The sequence below is a fragment of the Raoultella sp. genome, assembly GCF_039594335.1.
Classification (GTDB): domain Bacteria; phylum Pseudomonadota; class Gammaproteobacteria; order Enterobacterales; family Enterobacteriaceae; genus Klebsiella.
Window position 1 is genome coordinate 1 of record NZ_JBCNNS010000017.1, and the last position, 18,071, is coordinate 18,071.

Here is an 18,071-nt window from a genome sequence, read left to right on the forward strand (position 1 = left end):
GCTGGGAGAAAACCTGGCGTCCGTTAGCGGATGACAATTTTCATCTTGGCCTGGGGTACACACTGGGCGTGACGGCGCGAGATAACTGGAATTACATTCCCATTCCGGTCATTTTGCCACTGGCATCCATTGGTTATGGTCCTGCAACCTTCCAGATGACCTATATCCCTGGGACCTACAATAACGGTAACGTCTACTTTGCCTGGGCACGTTTTCAGTTTTAGAACTGGCATAACTTAGCAATAAAAGAGCTAAGTCGTTTGTCCTGTGAAAAAACAACAACTAAGGTGTGACCTCCTAAAAAAGATAGCGATATTTGTCACTTTTTAACAAAGTTAGACTGGACAAAAGGCATCACAATTGATGTACTGGTGCTCGACACAGTATCAGTGTCGTTTTTTCATATAAAGGTAATTTTGATGTCTAAGATTAAAGGTAACGTTAAGTGGTTTAATGAATCCAAAGGATTCGGTTTCATTACTCCGGAAGATGGCAGCAAAGATGTATTCGTACATTTCTCTGCAATCCAGTCCAACGGTTTCAAAACTCTGGCTGAAGGTCAGCGTGTAGAGTTCGAAATCACTAACGGTGCCAAAGGCCCTTCTGCTGCAAACGTAAACGCTATCTAAGCATTACGTCAGTAGAATATAAAAACCCGCTAAACGCGGGTTTTTTTTTGCCTGCCATTAGCGACTGGCCGCGTGGGAAAAGAGCCAGAATGCCATTGCCGTCATGGCGAATGAGCCTAACAGATTGGCCAAAATGTTCAGCAGTGCCCAGCTGAAACGACCCTGTTGCAGCAGGAAAACGACCTCCGATGAGAAGGTTGAAAATGTCGTCAGCCCGCCGCAAAATCCGGTAGTGAGCAGCAGTTTCCACATTGGGTCAATGTTTGTCAGGCGATTAAACCATGCCAGCCCGGCACCAATGATAAACGCGCCCAGCAGGTTTGCCGCGAGTGTGCCGATGGGAATAGCATGATGCATTGGATTGAACCTCATACCAAGCCACCAGCGCAATACGCTGCCGGTACCACCACCAACAAAAACGGCTAAAAGTAGTTGTGACACTCTCATTCCCTGCTATTTGGTTAATACAGGGGGTTGAGTGTAGCGCGTAAAATGCGTCACTGGCTACGAAATACCTGACGGGAGAAGAGAATGCGGGTTGCTGCGGGACAATTTGCTGTAACGCCGGACTGGCGAGTCAATGCGCGGACCTGCGTCGCGATGATGAATCTGGCGGCCGGGCAGGGTGTATCATTGCTGGTATTACCGGAAGCATTGCTGGCGCGCGACGACAGCGATCCCGATCTTTCGGTAAAGTCGGCGCAGGAGATTGATGGTGGTTTTTTGCAGCTGTTGCGTGATGAAAGCTGCAATCATGGTTTAACTACGGTGCTGACGTTGCATGTGCCTTCTGGTGAGGGGCGAGCGACAAATACCCTGGTGGCGATACGCCAGGGTGAGGTGATTGCCCAATATCAGAAGCTCCATTTGTATGACGCGTTTGCGATGCAGGAATCGCGTCTTGTCGATGCTGGGCAACAGATTCCGCCGCTGATTGATGTCGATGGGGTACGCGTTGGTCTGATGACCTGTTACGATTTACGCTTTCCCGAACTGGCGTTAACGCTGGCGCTTAACGGTGCTGAAGTGCTGGTTTTGCCCACCGCGTGGGTTAGAGGGCCGATGAAGGAGTATCACTGGAGTACGCTACTGGCGGCCAGGGCTCTGGATACGACCTGCTATGTTGTTGCAGCCGGGGAATGCGGAACCCGCAATATTGGTCAGAGCCGCATTATCGACCCGATGGGAACGACAATGGCGGGCGCGGGGGACGGGCCGCAAATGATTACTGCCGATATATCAACAGCGTCGCTGCGCCAGGTTCGCGAGCGTTTGCCGGTATTGAAGAACCGCCGCTTTGCGCCACCGCAATTATTGTGATGTTTTTTTAAACAAGGCTTGATTCACCTTGTTACAGATTGCTATTGTGTCCGCGCGTCAAATAGCCGTTAATTATTCGCGTGTATGATGGCGTATTCGCAGCTTGTTTTAGAGAAGAAGGTTATCTATGGGTGAGATTAGTATTACCAAACTGCTGGTTGTCGCAGCACTGATTATTTTAGTGTTTGGTACCAAAAAATTACGTACGCTGGGTGGAGACCTGGGTTCAGCTATCAAAGGCTTTAAGAAAGCCATGAACGACGATGACGATAGCGCGAAGAAAACCAGTGCGGAAGAAGACGCTCCGGCACAGAAGCTCTCTCATAAAGAGTAATTAAAGGCGCTTTCCCCGACAACGGGAGGGCGTAACCGACAGGCGAGAGTCTGAACGTTGAAGAGGCTGCAACGATAAGCGTTGCGGCCTCTTTTTATTGCCTGTTCGTCAAGATGCATAAAAAATGCAACCAGTTGTTACCAGGGGCAGAGAAACGTCAGGCGGGGAGGATAAAAACGGACCGCCGCGCGAAAGAGCTCACGCGGCGATTGCAGGGCAGTGAAATTTACTTCACTTCCATCCCTTTGGCTTGCAGGTCGGCATGATAGGACGAACGAACGAACGGACCGCAGGCGGCGTGGGTGAAGCCCATCGCCATCGCTTCGGCTTTCATCTCTTCAAACTCGTCCGGGCTGACGTAGCGCTGAACCGGCAGGTGATGACGGCTCGGCTGTAGATACTGGCCCAGGGTGAGCATGGTCACGCCATGGCGACGCAGGTCGCGCATAACTTCGATGATCTCTTCGTTGGTCTCGCCGAGGCCGACCATCAAACCTGATTTAGTCGGGATCTCCGGATGCGCTTCTTTAAAACGCTCCAGTAGCTTCAGCGACCAGTTGTAGTCGGCACCGGGGCGAACCTGACGATACAGACGCGGCACGTTTTCCAGGTTGTGGTTAAACACATCCGGCGGAGTCACTGTGAGGATATCCAGCGCGCGATCCATACGGCCACGGAAATCAGGGACCAGGGTCTCAATCTTAATCGTCGGGTTTTTCTCACGAATAGCGCTGATGCAATCGGCAAAGTGCTGAGCGCCGCCGTCGCGAAGATCGTCGCGGTCAACGGAGGTCACTACGACATAGCGCAAACCCATATCGGCGATAGTTTGCGCGAGTTTCTGCGCTTCGTTGGCATCCGGAGCTACCGGACGGCCGTGCGCAACGTCACAAAATGGGCAGCGGCGGGTACAAATCGCGCCGAGGATCATAAAGGTGGCCGTTCCGTGGTTGAAGCATTCCGCAAGGTTTGGGCAAGAAGCTTCTTCGCACACGGAGTGCAGACCGTTCTTACGCATCGCTGCTTTGATTCCCTGGATACGGGACGAGTCAGCCGGAAGTTTGATTTTCATCCATTCCGGTTTTCTGAGCAGAGCTTCACGCTCAGTTGCCACGTTTTTCACCGGGATAAGGGCCATTTTATCGGCGTCGCGGTACTTAACACCGCGTTCCATCACAATGGGTTTACTCATAGCGTGCGTGTTCCAGTTGCGAGTCACGAAGGAAAGCGAATCAATTCAAGGAAATGTTGTATTTATCAACTATTTTTGAATTAAGGACAGGCAGTATACCATTGATATGGGACAGAAAGCAGCCTACCTGTTCGGCAAATTGTAAAATAGTTGTTGTTTTATGCTTATCCTCACGTGCTTTATTGTTTAAACGATTGGCGAATCACCTCGATGACCTGATTCAGCAACGGTTCCTGCGCGCTCAGTCGGTTGTAGTGCAGTGAAATCTCAATGCGTTCTTCTGGTAATTGAGCGTAGTCGAGTTTTGCCAGCGGCCACGTGCGTGCCAGCAGAGAAAACATCTGCTCCGGCATCAGCCCTATCATATCGCTTTGGCTAACCAGCGCAGCCTGGGCAAAAAGGTTGTCGCTGCTGAAGCCACAGCGGCGCTCCCCTGGGCGCCCCTGCAACTGCCGGTATATTGTCGGATAGCGCTGGCCCTGCGGCAGCATCAGAGCAAACTCATATTGGCGGAGATTCTCTTCGGTTAACGGCATTTGCAGCGCCGGATGTCCCTCGCGGCAATACATCACCAGCCGATCTTCAAACAGCAGGTGACGCACGATGGTCTGGCTATTGTAGGTATCACTGTCGATCAGAAAATCGACCTGACGTTGATTCAACTGGCTGCTGGCATCGGTAATGGTGATGTTGTGTAACAGGATCTGGGGAAAACACGGCTTGAGCGCGTGCGCAATCGCGGGGATGACCAGAGCCCCGATAAAGGGGGAGGTCGCGATGGTGATGGCGCGTTGCTTAACTGACCCGCCGGCCAGGTCAAGGGCGCTGAGGAAGGATTCCATTCCCTGACTGATGTACTGGTGAAGATGGGTCGCGTACGGCGTAGGCGTCACGCCCTGGCCTTTACGGGTAAACAGCGGATCGGGGAACAAAGCACGCAGTTTGTTAAGCGACTGGCTGATCGCCGATGGCGTAATGTTCAGCACTTTAGCGGCATTCACAATGCCCTTGTGGACATACACCGCTTCAAAAACGGTCAGCAGGTTCAGATCCACATGACGTAGAATACGGAAGGCCTGGCGGTCGCGGTGCGGTTCCCACGGTGTCGGCGACTCTGATGACGGCGTGTTATTTTCCACTCAGCGCTTCCTTGTTATCGGAGATAGCGCAAGTATAGCGGCCAGCAGAGGCGCTGTGCGTGACGTTTAATTGCAAATATAATGGCTTAAATATCGATAATGCGGATGTCGCGCCCCATGACAGTGACGCGAGCAGACGGGGTTAAGTGGCGGCAATCATCTCGTGAGGCGGGTTGCCGAGTAGGGCCAGCAGGTTGGCAACCAGATGAGGCGCCACCATCTGCGGTTGAATATCCGGTTGCCACTGGCGCATTTGCGCCATCTCCATTCCGGCATAGCCGCAGGGGTTAATCCGCAGGAATGGCGACAGGTCCATCGCAATATTCAGCGCAAGCCCGTGAAACGAACAGCCTTTCCGGATACGCAAACCCAGCGAACAGATTTTTTGCTCGCCGACGTAGACGCCGGGGGCATCGGCGCGAGGATGCGATTCAATCGCGTATTCTGCCAGCGTATTGACCACGGTCTGTTCCAACAGAGTAACCAGTTCGCGCACGCCCAGTTTTCGACGCTTGAGGTTCAGCAGAACGTACATCACCTGCTGCCCTGGTCCGTGGTAGGTGACCTGGCCGCCGCGATCGCTTTGAATGACCGGAATATCGCCCGGAACCAGCAGGTGTTCGGCTTTCCCCGCCTGACCCTGAGTAAAGACCGGGGGGTGTTCGACCAGCCAGATTTCATCCAGCGTGGCGTCGTCGCGAGTGTCGGTAAATTCATGCATCGCCTGCGAGACCGGTTCGTAAGGTTGCAGGCCAAGTTGACGAATAAGGATTTTGTTATGCTGCAAAACAACGTCTCCGCAGAGAGAGAAGTGACTTGAGGGGGGAGTATATCACAGCATAGCGGGGAGGGATGACCCGGTGCAGGACCGGGTCTGTGGATGGGTTACAGCACCATCCGGACGATGTCGATATTGCCCAACTCTTCGTACAGGGTTTCGACCTGCTCGATATGGGTCGCGTTGATGGTGATAGAAACCGAGTGGTAGTTCCCTTTGCTGCTCGGTTTTACCTGTGGAGAGTAATCACCTGGCGCATGGCGCTGTACCACTTCCACCACCTGATCAACCAGCTCAGGCAACGCCTGCCCCATTACTTTGTAAGTAAATGGAGTAGGGAATTCAAGCAGTTCGTTAAGTTTGGTTTTCATGTCAGCTCCGGTGTTACGACAAAAAAGAATAACTCCCACGAAGTGTGGGAGTTATCAGGTTACTTTGATGATTAGTATATGGGGATGTAAATCACACTTTCAAGCGTTCGATTTTTAACCAAACCAGTGATGGAACATTAACTTGATGTAATCAATCATTTTTCCGAAGAAATTGCCTTCAGGAATTTCTTGCAGGACCACCAGCGGGCGTTGATCGATTGTTTTACCGTCGAGCTGGAAGTTAATGGTGCCGACAACCTGGTTTTTCTGCAGCGGTGCGTGCAGTTCGGTATTGTTCAACACATAGCTGGCTTTCAGATCTTTCATGCGACCACGAGGGATAGTCAGATAAACGTCTTTATCGACCCCCAGCGAAGCGCGATCGCTGTCGCCAAACCAGGCGGGTTCGGAAGAGAACTCTTTCCCGGCTTTCAGCGGATTAACGGTTTCGAAGAAGCGGAAGCCCCAGGTCAGCAGCTTTTTGCTTTCGGATTCGCGACCTTTGAAGGTACGGCCGCCCATGACGGCGGAGATCAGACGCATCTGGCCTTCAGTCGCCGAGGCGACGAGGTTATAGCCCGCTTTGTCGGTATGCCCGGTTTTAATCCCGTCGACGTTCAGGCTGTTATCCCACAGTAGACCGTTACGGTTCAGTTGACGAATGCCGTTAAAGGTGAACTCTTTTTCTTTATAGATGGTGTATTCGTTCGGTACGTCGCGGATCAGCGCCTGGCCAATCAACGCCATATCGCGCGCAGAGCTGTATTGTCCGTCGGCATCCAGGCCGTGAACGGTCTGGAAGTGGCTGTTTTTCAGGCCCAGCGCATTGACGTAGTTGTTCATCAGGCTGACGAAGGCATCCTGGCTACCGGCGACGTAGTCGGCCATGGCGACGCAGGCATCGTTACCTGACTGCAGGTTGATGCCGCGGATCAGTTGAGAAACCGGAACCTGCATGCCCGGCTTCAGGAACATCAGTGAAGAGCCTTTAAATACCGGGTTACCGGTTGCCCACGCATCGTTACCTACCGTCACCAGGTCGGTTTCTTTAAACTTACCCGCTTTCATGGCCTGACCGATGACATAGCTGGTCATCATTTTGGTCAGACTCGCCGGGTCGCGGCGGGAATCGGCGTTATTCTCCGCCAGCACTTTGCCCGAATTGTAATCAATAAGAATCCAGGATTCGGCGTCAATCTGTGGCGCGCCTGGGATCATGGTTTTGAGATTCAGGTCATCGGCGTGGGCAGCGGAAGAGAGCGCTGCAACGGAGAGGGCCGTAACGAGTAAACGTGCGGTGAAAGAGGTCTTCATGGTCAGAACAACGGCATCCGTGATGGAGTTAAAAAAAGTGCCCTACTATAACAAATGCTCCGTGGACCGGCATCCGACATTGCGCATGACTTTGTTAATGACTTTTTCATGCGCATCACTGTACGAACAACGGTCCTGCCTGTTTAGTTGGCGTGAGTAATAAATGACTGCAGCTGAGCTTCGTTTTGCAGGCGCTGTTGTAGCGTACTGGCCTGCGATTTGCTGGCGAACGGCCCCAGCTGAATGCGCCATACTGCACCGTTCTGCTCGACGCGACCAGGCACGGAAAACTGTTGGCTCAGACGCTGCTGATATTGCTGCGCGCGGGTCCGATCGCTGACGGCGCCGACCTGAACGACAAAATCGCCGCTGGCGCTTGCCGTAGAAGCGGCGACGGCCGTGGTCGCTGCAGCAGCAGCTGGTACTGCCGGCGTGACGCTACCTTGCACAGAACCAGGCGCGGTAACCGGTGCGCTTTGGGTGGCCGTCTGGACTGCAGGCTCGCTGCTTTCCAGTACGCCGCTATTCAGCGGTGTAGGCGCGCCGAGGAAGCCGCTGCTTTTCACCGGAGCGCCAACGCTGTCTTCTGGTTTCAGCGTGTCATTGCTGATCGGGCGAACGTCAGTTTGCGGGGGCGCTTCGCTGGAAATAGCGGCGCCGCCGTCAAGATCCGGACGGGCAGGTAGCGCATAGGTTTGTTTGGCGACGGTCGTACAGGCCATACCCGGGCCGGAAAGCGAACCGTCCGGTGCGACGATGATCGGATCGATACGCACTTTGGTGTTATTGGACGTGTTCAGACGATCGGCGGAAGCACGTGAGAGCGAGATGACGCGATCGTTGCCATACGGCCCGCGATCGTTAATACGCACGACGATCATCCGACCGTTTGCCAGGTTAGTCACGCGTACGTAACTTGGGATCGGCAGCGTCGGGTGCGCTGCGGTAAGCTGCGTTGGGTCGAAGGCTTCGCCGGATGCCGTCAGGTTGCTGTTGGGTTCCGCGTCATAAATGGCTGCCAGACCGGTCTGAGTAAAGTTAGACGGATCCTGGATGATTTTATAGCTTTTACCATCGCGCTCATAATCCTGATTCGCCGCGGCATTTGGCGTCTCATAATGCGGATCGGCGCCGCTGATTTCCACGCTTGGGCCATTACAGACGGCCGGCTGCGGAGTGCTGACCGTCTTCTGTTGAACGTCTTCACCCGAACATGCCGCCAGCAGCCCCGCTGCTATGCAGATTCCCAGCCATTGCTTACGCATCGCGAACCCCTTAAACGCTTTTCGACAACATTTTTCTGTGGGTGTGGATCGACATCACGATACCAAACCCGGCCATCAATACGATCAGGGCTGAGCCCCCGTAGCTGACCAGCGGCAACGGTACCCCCACCACTGGTAAAATACCACTCACCATACCAATATTTACGAAGACATAAACGAATAAAATCAACATTAAACCACCGGCCATAACGCGACCAAAGGTGGTTTGTGCCTGGGCGGCGATCCACAGCCCGCGCATAATCAACAGAATATAGAGCGCCAGCAGAATCAGCACGCCAATCAGACCGAGTTCTTCGGCAAGGACCGCAAAGATAAAGTCGGTATGGCGTTCCGGCAGGAATTCAAGCTGTGACTGGGTGCCGTGCAGCCAGCCTTTGCCGCGTAAGCCGCCGGAGCCAATGGCGATTTTCGACTGGATAATATGATAACCAGCACCCAGCGGATCGGTCTCCGGGTCAAGCAACATCATGACGCGCTGACGCTGATAATCATGCATCAGGAAGAACCATAAAATCGGAATAAACGCCGCAACCAGGACCACAGCCACGCCAATCAGACGCCAGCTCAGCCCGGAAAGGAACAGAACGAACAGGCCAGACAAGGCAACCAGAATGGATGTCCCGAGGTCAGGCTGGGCGGCAACCAGCAGAGTTGGCAGGAAAATCAGCACCAGCGCAATGGCGGTATTCTTCAGGGAGGGTGGACAAACGTCACGGTTGATAAAGCGCGCAACCATCAGCGGGACGGCGATTTTAGCAATTTCCGACGGCTGAAAGCGCACGACACCAAGATCCAGCCAACGCTGGGCGCCTTTAGAAATCGCGCCGAAAGCATCAACCGCGACCAGCAAAATAATACAGAAGATATAGAGATAGGGCGCCCAACCTTCATACACGCGTGGCGGAATTTGCGCCATTACGATCATGATCACCACACCCATGGCGATCTGGCCTATTTTGCGCTCCATCATCCCCATGTCCTGGCCGCTGGCGCTCCAGATAACCAGCGCGCTGTAGGTCAACAGCGCCAGCAGAATCAGCACCATGGTCGGATCGAGATGGATTTTATCCCATAGCGATTTTTTGTTCGGATTATCGGTCATTATTGATCCTCCACCGCCGTTACCGCAGGGTTTTCACTCGGCAGGTTTGTGTTGTTATCACCCAGCATTATGTGGTCGAGAATCTGGCGCATAATCGTGCCGACCGCCGGGCCAGCACCGCCGTTTTCAAGAATGATGGCAACAGCAACCTGGGGATTGTTATAAGGGGCAAACGCTGTCATGAGTTTATGGTCACGCAGACGTTCCGCGATGCGGTGCGCGTTATAGGTTTCATTGGCTTTCAGACCAAATACCTGGGCTGTACCTGATTTCGCCGCAATTTTATATGGCGCGCTGGCGAAGTATTTATGTGCGGTACCGTTGCCACGGTTGGCTACGCCGAACATCCCGTCTTTGGCAATTTCCCAGAAGCCGGAGTGAATATCGCCGACCGGGGGTTCGTGCGGCTGAACCCAGGGAACCTGCTTACCATCTTCGACGGTGCTTTGCAGCAGATGCGGCACTTTCACCACACCGTCGTTTATCAGGATCATCAGCGCCTTGTTCATCTGAATCGGCGTTGCGGTCCAGTAGCCCTGGCCTATCCCGACCGGGATGGTGTCCCCCTGATACCAGGGTTTCTTAAAGCGCTTCAGCTTCCATTCGCGGGTTGGCATGTTTCCGGAGCGCTCCTCTGACAGATCGATACCGGTATAGTGGCCGTAACCGAATTTGCTCATCCACTCAGAGAGGCGGTCGATCCCCATATCATAGGCGACCTGATAGAAGAAGGTGTCGGCAGACTCTTCGAGCGCTTTGGTCACGTTCAGGTGTCCGTGCCCCCATTTTTTCCAGTCGCGGTAACGCTTGTCAGAACCCGGCAACTGCCACCAGCCTGGGTCGAACAGGCTGGTATTGCGGGTGATGACGTTCGCGCTGAGGGCCGATACCGCGACATAAGGCTTCACCGTCGATGCCGGCGGGTAGACCCCCTGGGTCGCGCGGTTGACCAGCGGAGTATTTGGGTCGTTTAGCAGGGTGGAGTAGTCTTTACTGGAAATGCCGTCCACAAACAGGTTTGGGTCATAGCTCGGCGTGGAGACCAGCGCGAGGATGCTGCCGGTACGCGGGTCGGTGACGACCACGGCAGCGCGACTGCCGGCGAGCAGGGTCTCAATGTACTGCTGTAGCTTGAGATCGAGGGTTAAATAGATATCGCGCCCGGCCTGCGGCGGCACCTCTTTGAGCTGGCGAATGACGCGGCCACGGTTATTGACTTCGACCTCTTCATAGCCGGTCTGACCGTGCAGTACGTCTTCGTAATAGCGCTCGATGCCCAGCTTGCCAATGTCATGGGTAGACGCATAGTTGGCCAGTTTGCCCTCTTTATCCAGGCGATCGACGTCTTTATCGTTAATTTTTGAGACGTAGCCGATAACGTGGGTCAGCGCAGAATTATAGGGGTAGTAGCGGCGTTTATAGCCTTTCACTTCGACACCGGGAAAGCGGTACTGGTTAACCGCAAAACGGGCCACCTGGACTTCGCTCAGATTGACCTTGACGGGAATCGAGGTGAAGCGATGGGAACGCGAACGTTCTTTCTTGAAGTTGGCAATGTCATCATCGGTCAGATCGATAACGTCGCGTAACGCATCCAGCGTTTGCTGCACGTTATCGACTTTTTCCGGCATCATCTCCAGCTGGTAGATGGTGCGGTTCAGCGCCAGCGGCGTACCGTTGCGGTCATAGATAATGCCGCGACTGGGCGGAATAGGGACCAGCTTAATCCGGTTTTCGTTGGAGCGCGTTTGATAGTCGGTGTAGCGAACAATCTGCACGTTATAAAGATTGGCAACCAGTATGCCGGTAAGCAGCAAAATCCCCAAAAAAGCGACCAGCGCCCGGCGCACGAACAGCGAGGATTCAGCCGTATAGTCGCGGAAAGAATTCTGTAATTTCATTCGCTGCTTAGTCTACCCTGGTCATCATTATTCACGGTGGTAAGGGTGGTTGGTGGTAATGCTCCACGCACGATACAGGCTCTCAGCAACCAGTACGCGTACCAGCGGGTGAGGCAACGTGAGGGTGGAGAGCGACCAACTCTGTTCCGCTGCTGCTTTACAAGCCGGAGAGAGCCCCTCGGGACCGCCGATAAGCAGGCTGACGTCGCGGCCATCCTGTTTCCAGCGCTCCAGTTCTCGCGCCAGCTGCGGCGTATCCCACGGTTTTCCCGGAATATCCAGGGTCACAATGCGATTTTTGCCTGCGGCCGCCAGCATCATTTCCCCTTCTTTTTCGAGGATGCGCTTGATGTCGGCATTTTTACCGCGTTTACCGGCAGGAATTTCCAGCAGCTCGAACGGCATATCTTTTGGAAAACGGCGCAAATATTCACTAAAGCCGGTCTGAACCCAGTCCGGCATCTTGGTGCCAACGGCCACCAGTTGCAGCTTCACGCATTAACTCCAGAGTTTTTCCAGCTCGTACAGATGACGGCTCTCTTCTTGCATAACGTGAACCATGACGTCGCCAAGGTCGACAACAATCCAGTCGGCGGCGCTTTCACCTTCAACGCCCAGCGGCAGCATTCCTGCGGCGCGAGACTCTTGTACTACGTGGTCGGCGATGGACATGACATGGCGCGTGGAGGTGCCGGTGCAAATAATCATGCAATCTGTAATGCTGGATTTGCCATGAACGTCAATGGCAACGATGTCCTGACCTTTCAGGTCATCAATTTTGTCGATAACAAAATCCTGGAGTGCTTTACCCTGCAAGAGTTCCCCCTGGGTGAATGAAGATTGATAATAATAAACAGCCTGACAGTATACCTGAACTCGTCGAAAAGTCGGGATAAATGTCGGTCAGCAAGCGATAGCGGCGGCTATCATCCCATCCATCGCCCGTGATTGCATCGCCATTTTTGTAAAACAATTTCTGGAAACTTCGTTTGGCTGATGCGTTCAGGCTGCGGAGAATAACAGCCTGCTCTGACCTGTCAATGGTCTGCACGGAATTCTTCTGCCTTCTGCCAGCGCGCCTGGCTATTTAATACCCGTAGGGTGGCAAAATCAGCGTGCAGTTCGAGTTCGCTCCATGCGCCATGGGTAACCGGAAAATGCCACATGGCCTCAGCCGGCAGCTTTAGCAACAGTGCGATGAGCAGGCTCAGTCCACCTTTATGGCCGACGATCAGCAGATGGTCTGGCTGCGGGGAACGGGTCAGGTTCTCCGCAAAGGAGCGGATGCGGTGGGCGAAATGCTGAAAGTTTTCGCCGTTAGTCGGCGCCGCATGCTGCCAGTCCGCGCACCAGGCGGCATAGTTTTCGGCGTCTTCGAGGCGTAAGTCCCGATGATGGCGCAATTCCCAGTCACCAAAAAACATCTCATTGAGCCCGGGGACGATCTGCCGGGGGATATTTCGTGTGCCGAGCATCAGGTCGGCGGTGATATGGGTGCGTTCCAGCTCGCTGCAGAGCACGCGATCGAACGGTACCGCCTGCAGCAGCTGACCGAGCGTTTGCGCCTGCATCATGCCGCGCCCGGTTAACGGGGTAGGGGCGTGCCCGCTGTAAAGGCCGGCAACATTGGCCTCAGTTTCACCATGTCGAACTAACCATAACTTCACTGACTATACGCCTTCTGGCATCGTAAAGGGATGAGGGAGAGTATAAGCGAATCGGCGCTCTGCGAGTGCACCCGGCGTCACGAACGCCGGGGTAACGGCCAATTAACAGTAGAGCTTTTGCTCATGGATATAAGTCAGTACCGCGGCCGGTAGCATGTCAGCGCAGGATTCACCGCGTTCAAGGCGCTGGCGGATAAGCGTTGCCGAAATGTCAAACCACGGAGTTTCCGCCAGATAGATAACCCCGGCGGGACGGCTGTGTAGCTGTTCTGCGTCGTACGTTAAATGTTTGTCCAGCCACTGCTGATCCTCTTCCCGCGGCATCACCAGCGGATAGCCCGGGCGGCGGCAAACGATGAGATGCACATTATCGAGAATCGAGCTGTAATTGTGCCAGGTCGGGAAGGTGAGCAGAGAGTCCTGGCCAATAATGAACGCCAGCGGCCGGTCTGGCCCTTGCTCCTGTCGCCACTCTTCCAGCGTTTGTGCCGACCAGGAGGGTGTCTGGCGCTGAAGTTCGCGTTCATCAAGCACGAATAACGGCTTATCGGCAATGGCCAGCGCCAGCATCTGTTTACGTTGGGCGCTGGTGGCTTCAGGCTGTGGGCGGTGTGGTGGAACATTGTTTGGGACGATAATGACTTTCTCAAGGCCAATCTGATTCGCCAGAATCTCAACCGGTTTGAGATGCCCGTAGTGCACCGGATCAAAGGTGCCGCCGTACATTGCCTGCAACTGAGTCATATCAACCATCAATAAACACGTCTGCCAAGGCTTTATGGCAGAGCAACAAAGAAAGGCTCTCTAATTCCGGCCAGATGGCGCTGCCGTAATCCTGCTTAAAGGTGAGCTCCGCCCGGGTCAGCAGAGTGACGGCCTGGCGCAACTGGTCCGCGTTGAGGCGCGTGAGTGCATCGCTTAACAGCGGACGACGGTTCTGCCACACCCGATGCTTATCGAAGAGCGTACGTAGCGGCGTATGGGTTGACTGGCGTTTCAGATTAACCAGCAGCAGCAGCTCGCGCTGGAGCGTGCGCAGCAGAATAGCCGGTTCGCTTCCTTCCAGGCGTAGCTGCTGCAGAATATGCAGCACCCGCTTGCTTTTGCCCGCCAGCAGCGCATCCACCCAGTGATAGGGAGTGAAGTGGGCGGCGTCGTTCACCGCCTGCTCGACGCGCGGCAGTGTCAGCTTGCCATCCGGCCACAGCAGAGAGAGCCGCTCCAGCGCCTGCGCCAGCGCCAGCAGGTTGCCTTCATAGCAGTAGCACAGCAACTGACTGGCAGCGTCATCAAGATGCAAATGGTGTTGTTTTGCCCGCGCCGCCAGCCATCGCGGCAGCTGTGCATATTCCGGCGTCTGACAGCTCACCTGAACCGCGCGACTGGCCAGCGCGCTAACCCACGCGGCATTTTCCTGCGTTTTGCTGAGCTTATTCCCGCGCACGATTAACAGCAGGTCGTCATGGAGCATGCTGACCAGGGTGGCAAGCTGTTCATTAATCGCCGCGTTAGGGCCATTTTCCGGCAGGACCAGAAGCAGTGTCTGACGGCTGGCGAACAGGCTCATGGCCTGGCTGAGGGAGAAGAGGGTGGGCCAGTCGGTGCTGGCGTCGATGGTCGCGGTATGGTGTTCGGTAAAGCCCTGGGTAGCAGCGGCTTCGCGAATCGCGTCCTGGCTTTCCTGCAGCAGCAACGGATCGCTGCCGAGTAATAAATAGGCCGCGCGCAGCCCTTCAGTGAGCTGCGCGCGGAGTTGTTCTGGGTACAGCCGAATCATCAGTTACTCAGCGTGGTGGAGACGCGGTTGCCAGAGGTTGTGGAAGCGGGAGGCGGCGTGACCGTCTTCTCTTCCCCTTTCGTGGCTTCGACATCCGCAACGTGGACGCTTGGCAGCTTACGAATCAGCTGTTCAGCGGCTTTGTCGTACATCTCCTGGATGATCATATCCTGCTCTGCGTCTTTCGCTAACGCCGCCTGCGGGTTATCGAAGAACGAACGGTAGACTTTCGTCGAGATCGGATAGATATCATGACCCGGGATTAGCACACTTGCCTGCACCGTCAGCACCATCTGATATTCAGCCGTACGACCATCCTGGAAAATGGAGGCCGTGTCTTTCTGAATGGACGAAGTATCGAGACGCAGGGAAGGAATATCCTTGCGCAGCGTGCTGCCGTCGACAATCTCGACGCCATTCAGACGCAGTTGATTACGCACCGAACGACTTAACGGACCATTCGGATCGCTCGACTGAAGGATCATGGTTTTCATCGCGGTGGGTACCTGAGTGGTACTCCGCAGATGCCAGCCACATCCGGCGGTGACCAGCACCGCCAGAGATAACAACAATGTTGCCAGATATCGCACGCTTCCTCCTGCGCTTAGCCAACGACCAGGTTGAGCAGTTTACCCGGGACGTAAATCACTTTACGTACGGTTACACCGTCGAGATACTTCGCGACCAGATGTTCCTGGCCCGCACGTTCACGAACCTGTTCTTCGCTTGCATCGACAGGAACGGTAATTTTGCCACGGACTTTACCATTGACCTGAACAACAACCAGGGTGGTATTTTCAACCATGGCGCTTTCATCGGCGACCGGCCAAGGCGCATTGTCGAGATCGCCTTCACCGCCCAGCTCCTGCCACAGCGTGAAGCTGGCGTGCGGGGTAAACGGATTGAGCATGCGCACAACCGCCAGCAGAGCTTCACGCATCAGCGCGCGATCCTGTGCGCTTTCCTGCGGTGCTTTCGCCAGTTTGTTCATCAGCTCCATGATCGCGGCGATTGCGGTGTTGAAGGTCTGACGACGGCCGATATCATCGGTCACTTTGGCGATCGTTTTGTGGACATCGCGACGCAGCGCCTGCTGATCTTCGCTCAGGTTGGTAACGTCCAGTGCGGCAACCGGGCCCTGAGTCGTGTGCTCATAAACCAGTTTCCAGACACGTTTCAGGAAGCGGTTCGCCCCTTCAACGCCGGACTCCTGCCATTCCAGAGTCATATCTGCCGGAGAGGCGAACATCATGAACAGACGAACGGTATCCGCGCCGTAGCGCTCAACCATCACCTGCGGGTCGATGCCGTTGTTCTTCGACTTGGACATTTTGCTCATGCCGGTATACACCAGCTCGCGACCCTGCGGATCGTAGGCTTTTACGATTCGGCCTTTTTCATCGCGCTCCACGGTGGCATCAACCGGAGAAACCCAGTTGCGCTCGCCGTTTTCGCCAACGTAATAGAAGGCGTCAGCCAGTACCATCCCCTGGCACAGCAGCTGTTTCGCCGGCTCATCGGAGTTCACCATACCCGCATCGCGCATCAGCTTATGGAAGAAGCGGAAGTACAGCAGGTGCATGATCGCATGTTCGATCCCGCCGATGTAAATATCGACCGGTAGCCAGTAGTTGGCGGCGTTCGGATCCAGCATTCCGTCATTGTACTGCGGGCAGGTATAGCGCGCGTAGTACCAGGAGGACTCCATAAAGGTATCGAAGGTGTCGGTTTCACGCAGCGCAGACTGACCGTTAACGGTGGTTTTTGCCCACTGCGGATCGGCCTTGATGGGGCTGGTAATGCCGTCCATGACCACATCTTCCGGCAGAATCACCGGCAGTTGATCTTCCGGCGTCGGCATCACGGTACCGTCTTCCAGGGTGATCATTGGAATCGGCGCGCCCCAGTAACGCTGACGGGACACGCCCCAGTCGCGAAGGCGGTAGTTAATTTTACGTTCGCCAACGCCCATTGACGCCAGTTTGTCGGCGATAGCGTTGAAGCCTGCTTCGTGGTCCAGGCCGTCGAATTCGCCGGAGTTGAACAGCACGCCTTTTTCAGTCAGTGCCTGTTCGGACAGATCTGGTGCTGAGCCGTCTGCCGCCAGAATAACTGGCTTAATGTTCAGACTATATTTGCTGGCAAATTCGTAGTCGCGCTGATCGTGACCCGGAACGGCCATGACGGCGCCGGTGCCGTATTCCATCAGCACAAAGTTGGCCGCCCAGACCGGAATTTCTTCGCCGGTCAGCGGGTGAATCGCTTTGAAGCCGGTATCAACGCCTTTTTTCTCCATCGTCGCCATTTCTGCTTCGGCGACTTTGGTGTTGCGGCATTCGTCGATAAACGCAGCCAGTTGCGCGTTGTTCTCTGCCGCCTGCTGCGCCAGCGGGTGACCCGCGGCAACGGCCAGGTAGGTGCAGCCCATGAAGGTGTCCGGGCGGGTGGTGTAGACGGTCAGCTTGTCGGCATACTCGTTAACGTTGAAGGAGATTTCTACCCCTTCGGAACGACCGATCCAGTTGCGCTGCATGGTCTTAACGGTATCAGGCCAGTGATCCAGCTTATCCAGATCATTGAGCAGCTCGTCCGCGTAGGCGGTGATTTTGATAAACCACTGCGGGATCTCTTTACGCTCAACTTTGGTATCGCAGCGCCAGCAGCAGCCGTCGATAACCTGTTCGTTGGCGAGAACCGTCTGGTCGTTCGGGCACCAGTTCACCGCAGACGTTTTTTTGTACACTAGGCCTTTTTTATACAGCTCGGTGAAGAATTTTTGCTCCCAGCGGTAGTATTCCGGGGTGCAGGTCGCCAATTCACGACTCCAGTCATAGCCAAAGCCCAGCTTTTTCAGCTGGTTTTTCATGTAGGCAATATTGTCGTAGGTCCACGGGGCTGGCGCGGTGTTGTTTTTTACCGCGGCACCTTCCGCCGGCAGACCAAACGCATCCCAGCCGATCGGCTGCAGAACGTTTTTGCCCAGCATGCGCTGGTAGCGGGCAATCACGTCACCGATGGTATAGTTACGCACGTGACCCATGTGTAGTCGACCAGAAGGATAAGGAAGCATCGACAAGCAGTAATACTTCTCTTTGCTCTCGTCTTCAGTTACTTCAAATGTACGATGATCGTCCCAGTGAAGCTGGACTTTCGATTCTATCTCTTCCGGGCGGTATTGCTCTTGCATGGCAGCCAGTGGTCCTGTTTTCAATACAGCTACAAAATGTAGCCAATGGATGTGTTATCAGATCGGCATAGCAT

At 54.7% G+C, this 18,071-nt stretch carries 20 protein-coding genes and 1 pseudogene; 4 read left to right on the top strand and 17 right to left on the bottom strand.

What is annotated here, in order from left to right; all coding sequences use genetic code 11:
• Positions 1 to 224, top strand: a pseudogene (locus ACZAHD_RS04485) (lipid IV(A) palmitoyltransferase PagP); the annotation flags it as partial.
• A gap of 195 nt (positions 225 to 419) precedes the next feature.
• The gene (gene cspE, locus ACZAHD_RS04490; protein WP_004859511.1) at positions 420 to 629 is read left to right on the top strand and encodes a transcription antiterminator/RNA stability regulator CspE; all 210 of its coding nucleotides are present in this window, start codon (positions 420 to 422) and stop codon (positions 627 to 629) included.
• Between the two features lie 57 nt (positions 630 to 686).
• On the opposite strand, the gene crcB is transcribed toward cspE, so the two are convergent.
• Entirely contained in the window at positions 687 to 1,070 is a 384-nt protein-coding gene (crcB, locus tag ACZAHD_RS04495; protein WP_462455715.1) for a fluoride efflux transporter CrcB, read from the bottom strand.
• A 90-nt stretch (positions 1,071 to 1,160) separates the two neighbouring features.
• Between crcB and ACZAHD_RS04500 the strand changes: the two genes are divergently transcribed.
• Both ACZAHD_RS04500 and tatE read left to right on the top strand, forming a co-directional pair.
• Positions 1,161 to 1,949 (top strand): deaminated glutathione amidase, encoded by a 789-nt coding sequence (locus ACZAHD_RS04500; RefSeq protein WP_462455716.1) that lies wholly within the window; start codon positions 1,161 to 1,163, stop codon positions 1,947 to 1,949.
• Positions 1,950 to 2,076: 127 nt separating this feature from the next.
• Entirely contained in the window at positions 2,077 to 2,283 is a 207-nt protein-coding gene (gene tatE, locus ACZAHD_RS04505) for a twin-arginine translocase subunit TatE (protein WP_004859519.1), read from the top strand.
• Positions 2,284 to 2,509: 226 nt separating this feature from the next.
• On the opposite strand, the gene lipA is transcribed toward tatE, so the two are convergent.
• From lipA to leuS, 16 genes are all read right to left on the bottom strand, one after another.
• A complete protein-coding gene (gene lipA, locus ACZAHD_RS04510; RefSeq protein WP_462455717.1) occupies positions 2,510 to 3,475 on the bottom strand; it encodes a lipoyl synthase in 966 nt (321 codons plus the stop codon).
• Positions 3,476 to 3,654: 179 nt separating this feature from the next.
• Complete coding sequence (locus ACZAHD_RS04515) at positions 3,655 to 4,614, bottom strand: YbeF family transcriptional regulator (protein WP_462455718.1); 960 nt, start codon at positions 4,612 to 4,614, stop codon at positions 3,655 to 3,657.
• 142 nt (positions 4,615 to 4,756) lie between these two features.
• The gene (lipB, locus tag ACZAHD_RS04520) at positions 4,757 to 5,401 is read right to left on the bottom strand and encodes a lipoyl(octanoyl) transferase LipB (RefSeq protein WP_462455719.1); all 645 of its coding nucleotides are present in this window, start codon (positions 5,399 to 5,401) and stop codon (positions 4,757 to 4,759) included.
• A 98-nt stretch (positions 5,402 to 5,499) separates the two neighbouring features.
• Positions 5,500 to 5,763, bottom strand: a complete 264-nt coding sequence (gene ybeD / locus ACZAHD_RS04525; protein WP_004859527.1) for a DUF493 family protein YbeD — start codon at positions 5,761 to 5,763, stop codon at positions 5,500 to 5,502.
• Between the two features lie 114 nt (positions 5,764 to 5,877).
• The gene (gene dacA / locus ACZAHD_RS04530) at positions 5,878 to 7,077 is read right to left on the bottom strand and encodes a D-alanyl-D-alanine carboxypeptidase DacA (RefSeq protein ID WP_462455720.1); all 1,200 of its coding nucleotides are present in this window, start codon (positions 7,075 to 7,077) and stop codon (positions 5,878 to 5,880) included.
• A 143-nt stretch (positions 7,078 to 7,220) separates the two neighbouring features.
• On the bottom strand, positions 7,221 to 8,342 hold the full coding sequence (gene rlpA, locus ACZAHD_RS04535) for an endolytic peptidoglycan transglycosylase RlpA (protein ID WP_462455721.1): 1,122 nt from the start codon (positions 8,340 to 8,342) through the stop codon (positions 7,221 to 7,223).
• Positions 8,343 to 8,352: 10 nt separating this feature from the next.
• Positions 8,353 to 9,465, bottom strand: coding sequence for a peptidoglycan glycosyltransferase MrdB (gene mrdB, locus ACZAHD_RS04540; RefSeq protein WP_462455722.1), 1,113 nt, complete (start codon positions 9,463 to 9,465; stop codon positions 8,353 to 8,355).
• The gene (gene mrdA, locus ACZAHD_RS04545) at positions 9,465 to 11,366 is read right to left on the bottom strand and encodes a peptidoglycan DD-transpeptidase MrdA (RefSeq protein ID WP_462455723.1); all 1,902 of its coding nucleotides are present in this window, start codon (positions 11,364 to 11,366) and stop codon (positions 9,465 to 9,467) included. Before mrdA ends, mrdB begins: the two co-directional genes overlap by 1 nt.
• Before the next feature lie 27 nt (positions 11,367 to 11,393).
• Positions 11,394 to 11,861 (bottom strand): 23S rRNA (pseudouridine(1915)-N(3))-methyltransferase RlmH, encoded by a 468-nt coding sequence (gene rlmH / locus ACZAHD_RS04550; RefSeq protein WP_100685912.1) that lies wholly within the window; start codon positions 11,859 to 11,861, stop codon positions 11,394 to 11,396.
• Between the two features lie 3 nt (positions 11,862 to 11,864).
• Complete coding sequence (gene rsfS, locus ACZAHD_RS04555; RefSeq protein WP_123755943.1) at positions 11,865 to 12,182, bottom strand: ribosome silencing factor; 318 nt, start codon at positions 12,180 to 12,182, stop codon at positions 11,865 to 11,867.
• Positions 12,172 to 12,417 (bottom strand): hypothetical protein, encoded by a 246-nt coding sequence (locus tag ACZAHD_RS04560; protein WP_462455724.1) that lies wholly within the window; start codon positions 12,415 to 12,417, stop codon positions 12,172 to 12,174. Before ACZAHD_RS04560 ends, rsfS begins: the two co-directional genes overlap by 11 nt.
• Positions 12,404 to 13,033 (bottom strand): adenosylcobalamin/alpha-ribazole phosphatase, encoded by a 630-nt coding sequence (locus tag ACZAHD_RS04565; RefSeq protein WP_462455725.1) that lies wholly within the window; start codon positions 13,031 to 13,033, stop codon positions 12,404 to 12,406. The genes ACZAHD_RS04560 and ACZAHD_RS04565 overlap by 14 nt, the downstream gene beginning before the upstream one ends.
• Before the next feature lie 102 nt (positions 13,034 to 13,135).
• Positions 13,136 to 13,786, bottom strand: a complete 651-nt coding sequence (gene nadD, locus ACZAHD_RS04570; RefSeq protein WP_462455726.1) for a nicotinate-nucleotide adenylyltransferase — start codon at positions 13,784 to 13,786, stop codon at positions 13,136 to 13,138.
• Complete coding sequence (gene holA, locus ACZAHD_RS04575; RefSeq protein ID WP_462455727.1) at positions 13,779 to 14,810, bottom strand: DNA polymerase III subunit delta; 1,032 nt, start codon at positions 14,808 to 14,810, stop codon at positions 13,779 to 13,781. The genes nadD and holA overlap by 8 nt, the downstream gene beginning before the upstream one ends.
• Positions 14,810 to 15,400, bottom strand: coding sequence for an LPS assembly lipoprotein LptE (gene lptE / locus ACZAHD_RS04580; protein ID WP_462455728.1), 591 nt, complete (start codon positions 15,398 to 15,400; stop codon positions 14,810 to 14,812). Before lptE ends, holA begins: the two co-directional genes overlap by 1 nt.
• 14 nt (positions 15,401 to 15,414) lie before the next feature.
• On the bottom strand, positions 15,415 to 17,997 hold the full coding sequence (leuS, locus tag ACZAHD_RS04585) for a leucine--tRNA ligase (RefSeq protein ID WP_462455729.1): 2,583 nt from the start codon (positions 17,995 to 17,997) through the stop codon (positions 15,415 to 15,417).
• Positions 17,998 to 18,071 lie beyond the last annotated feature (74 nt).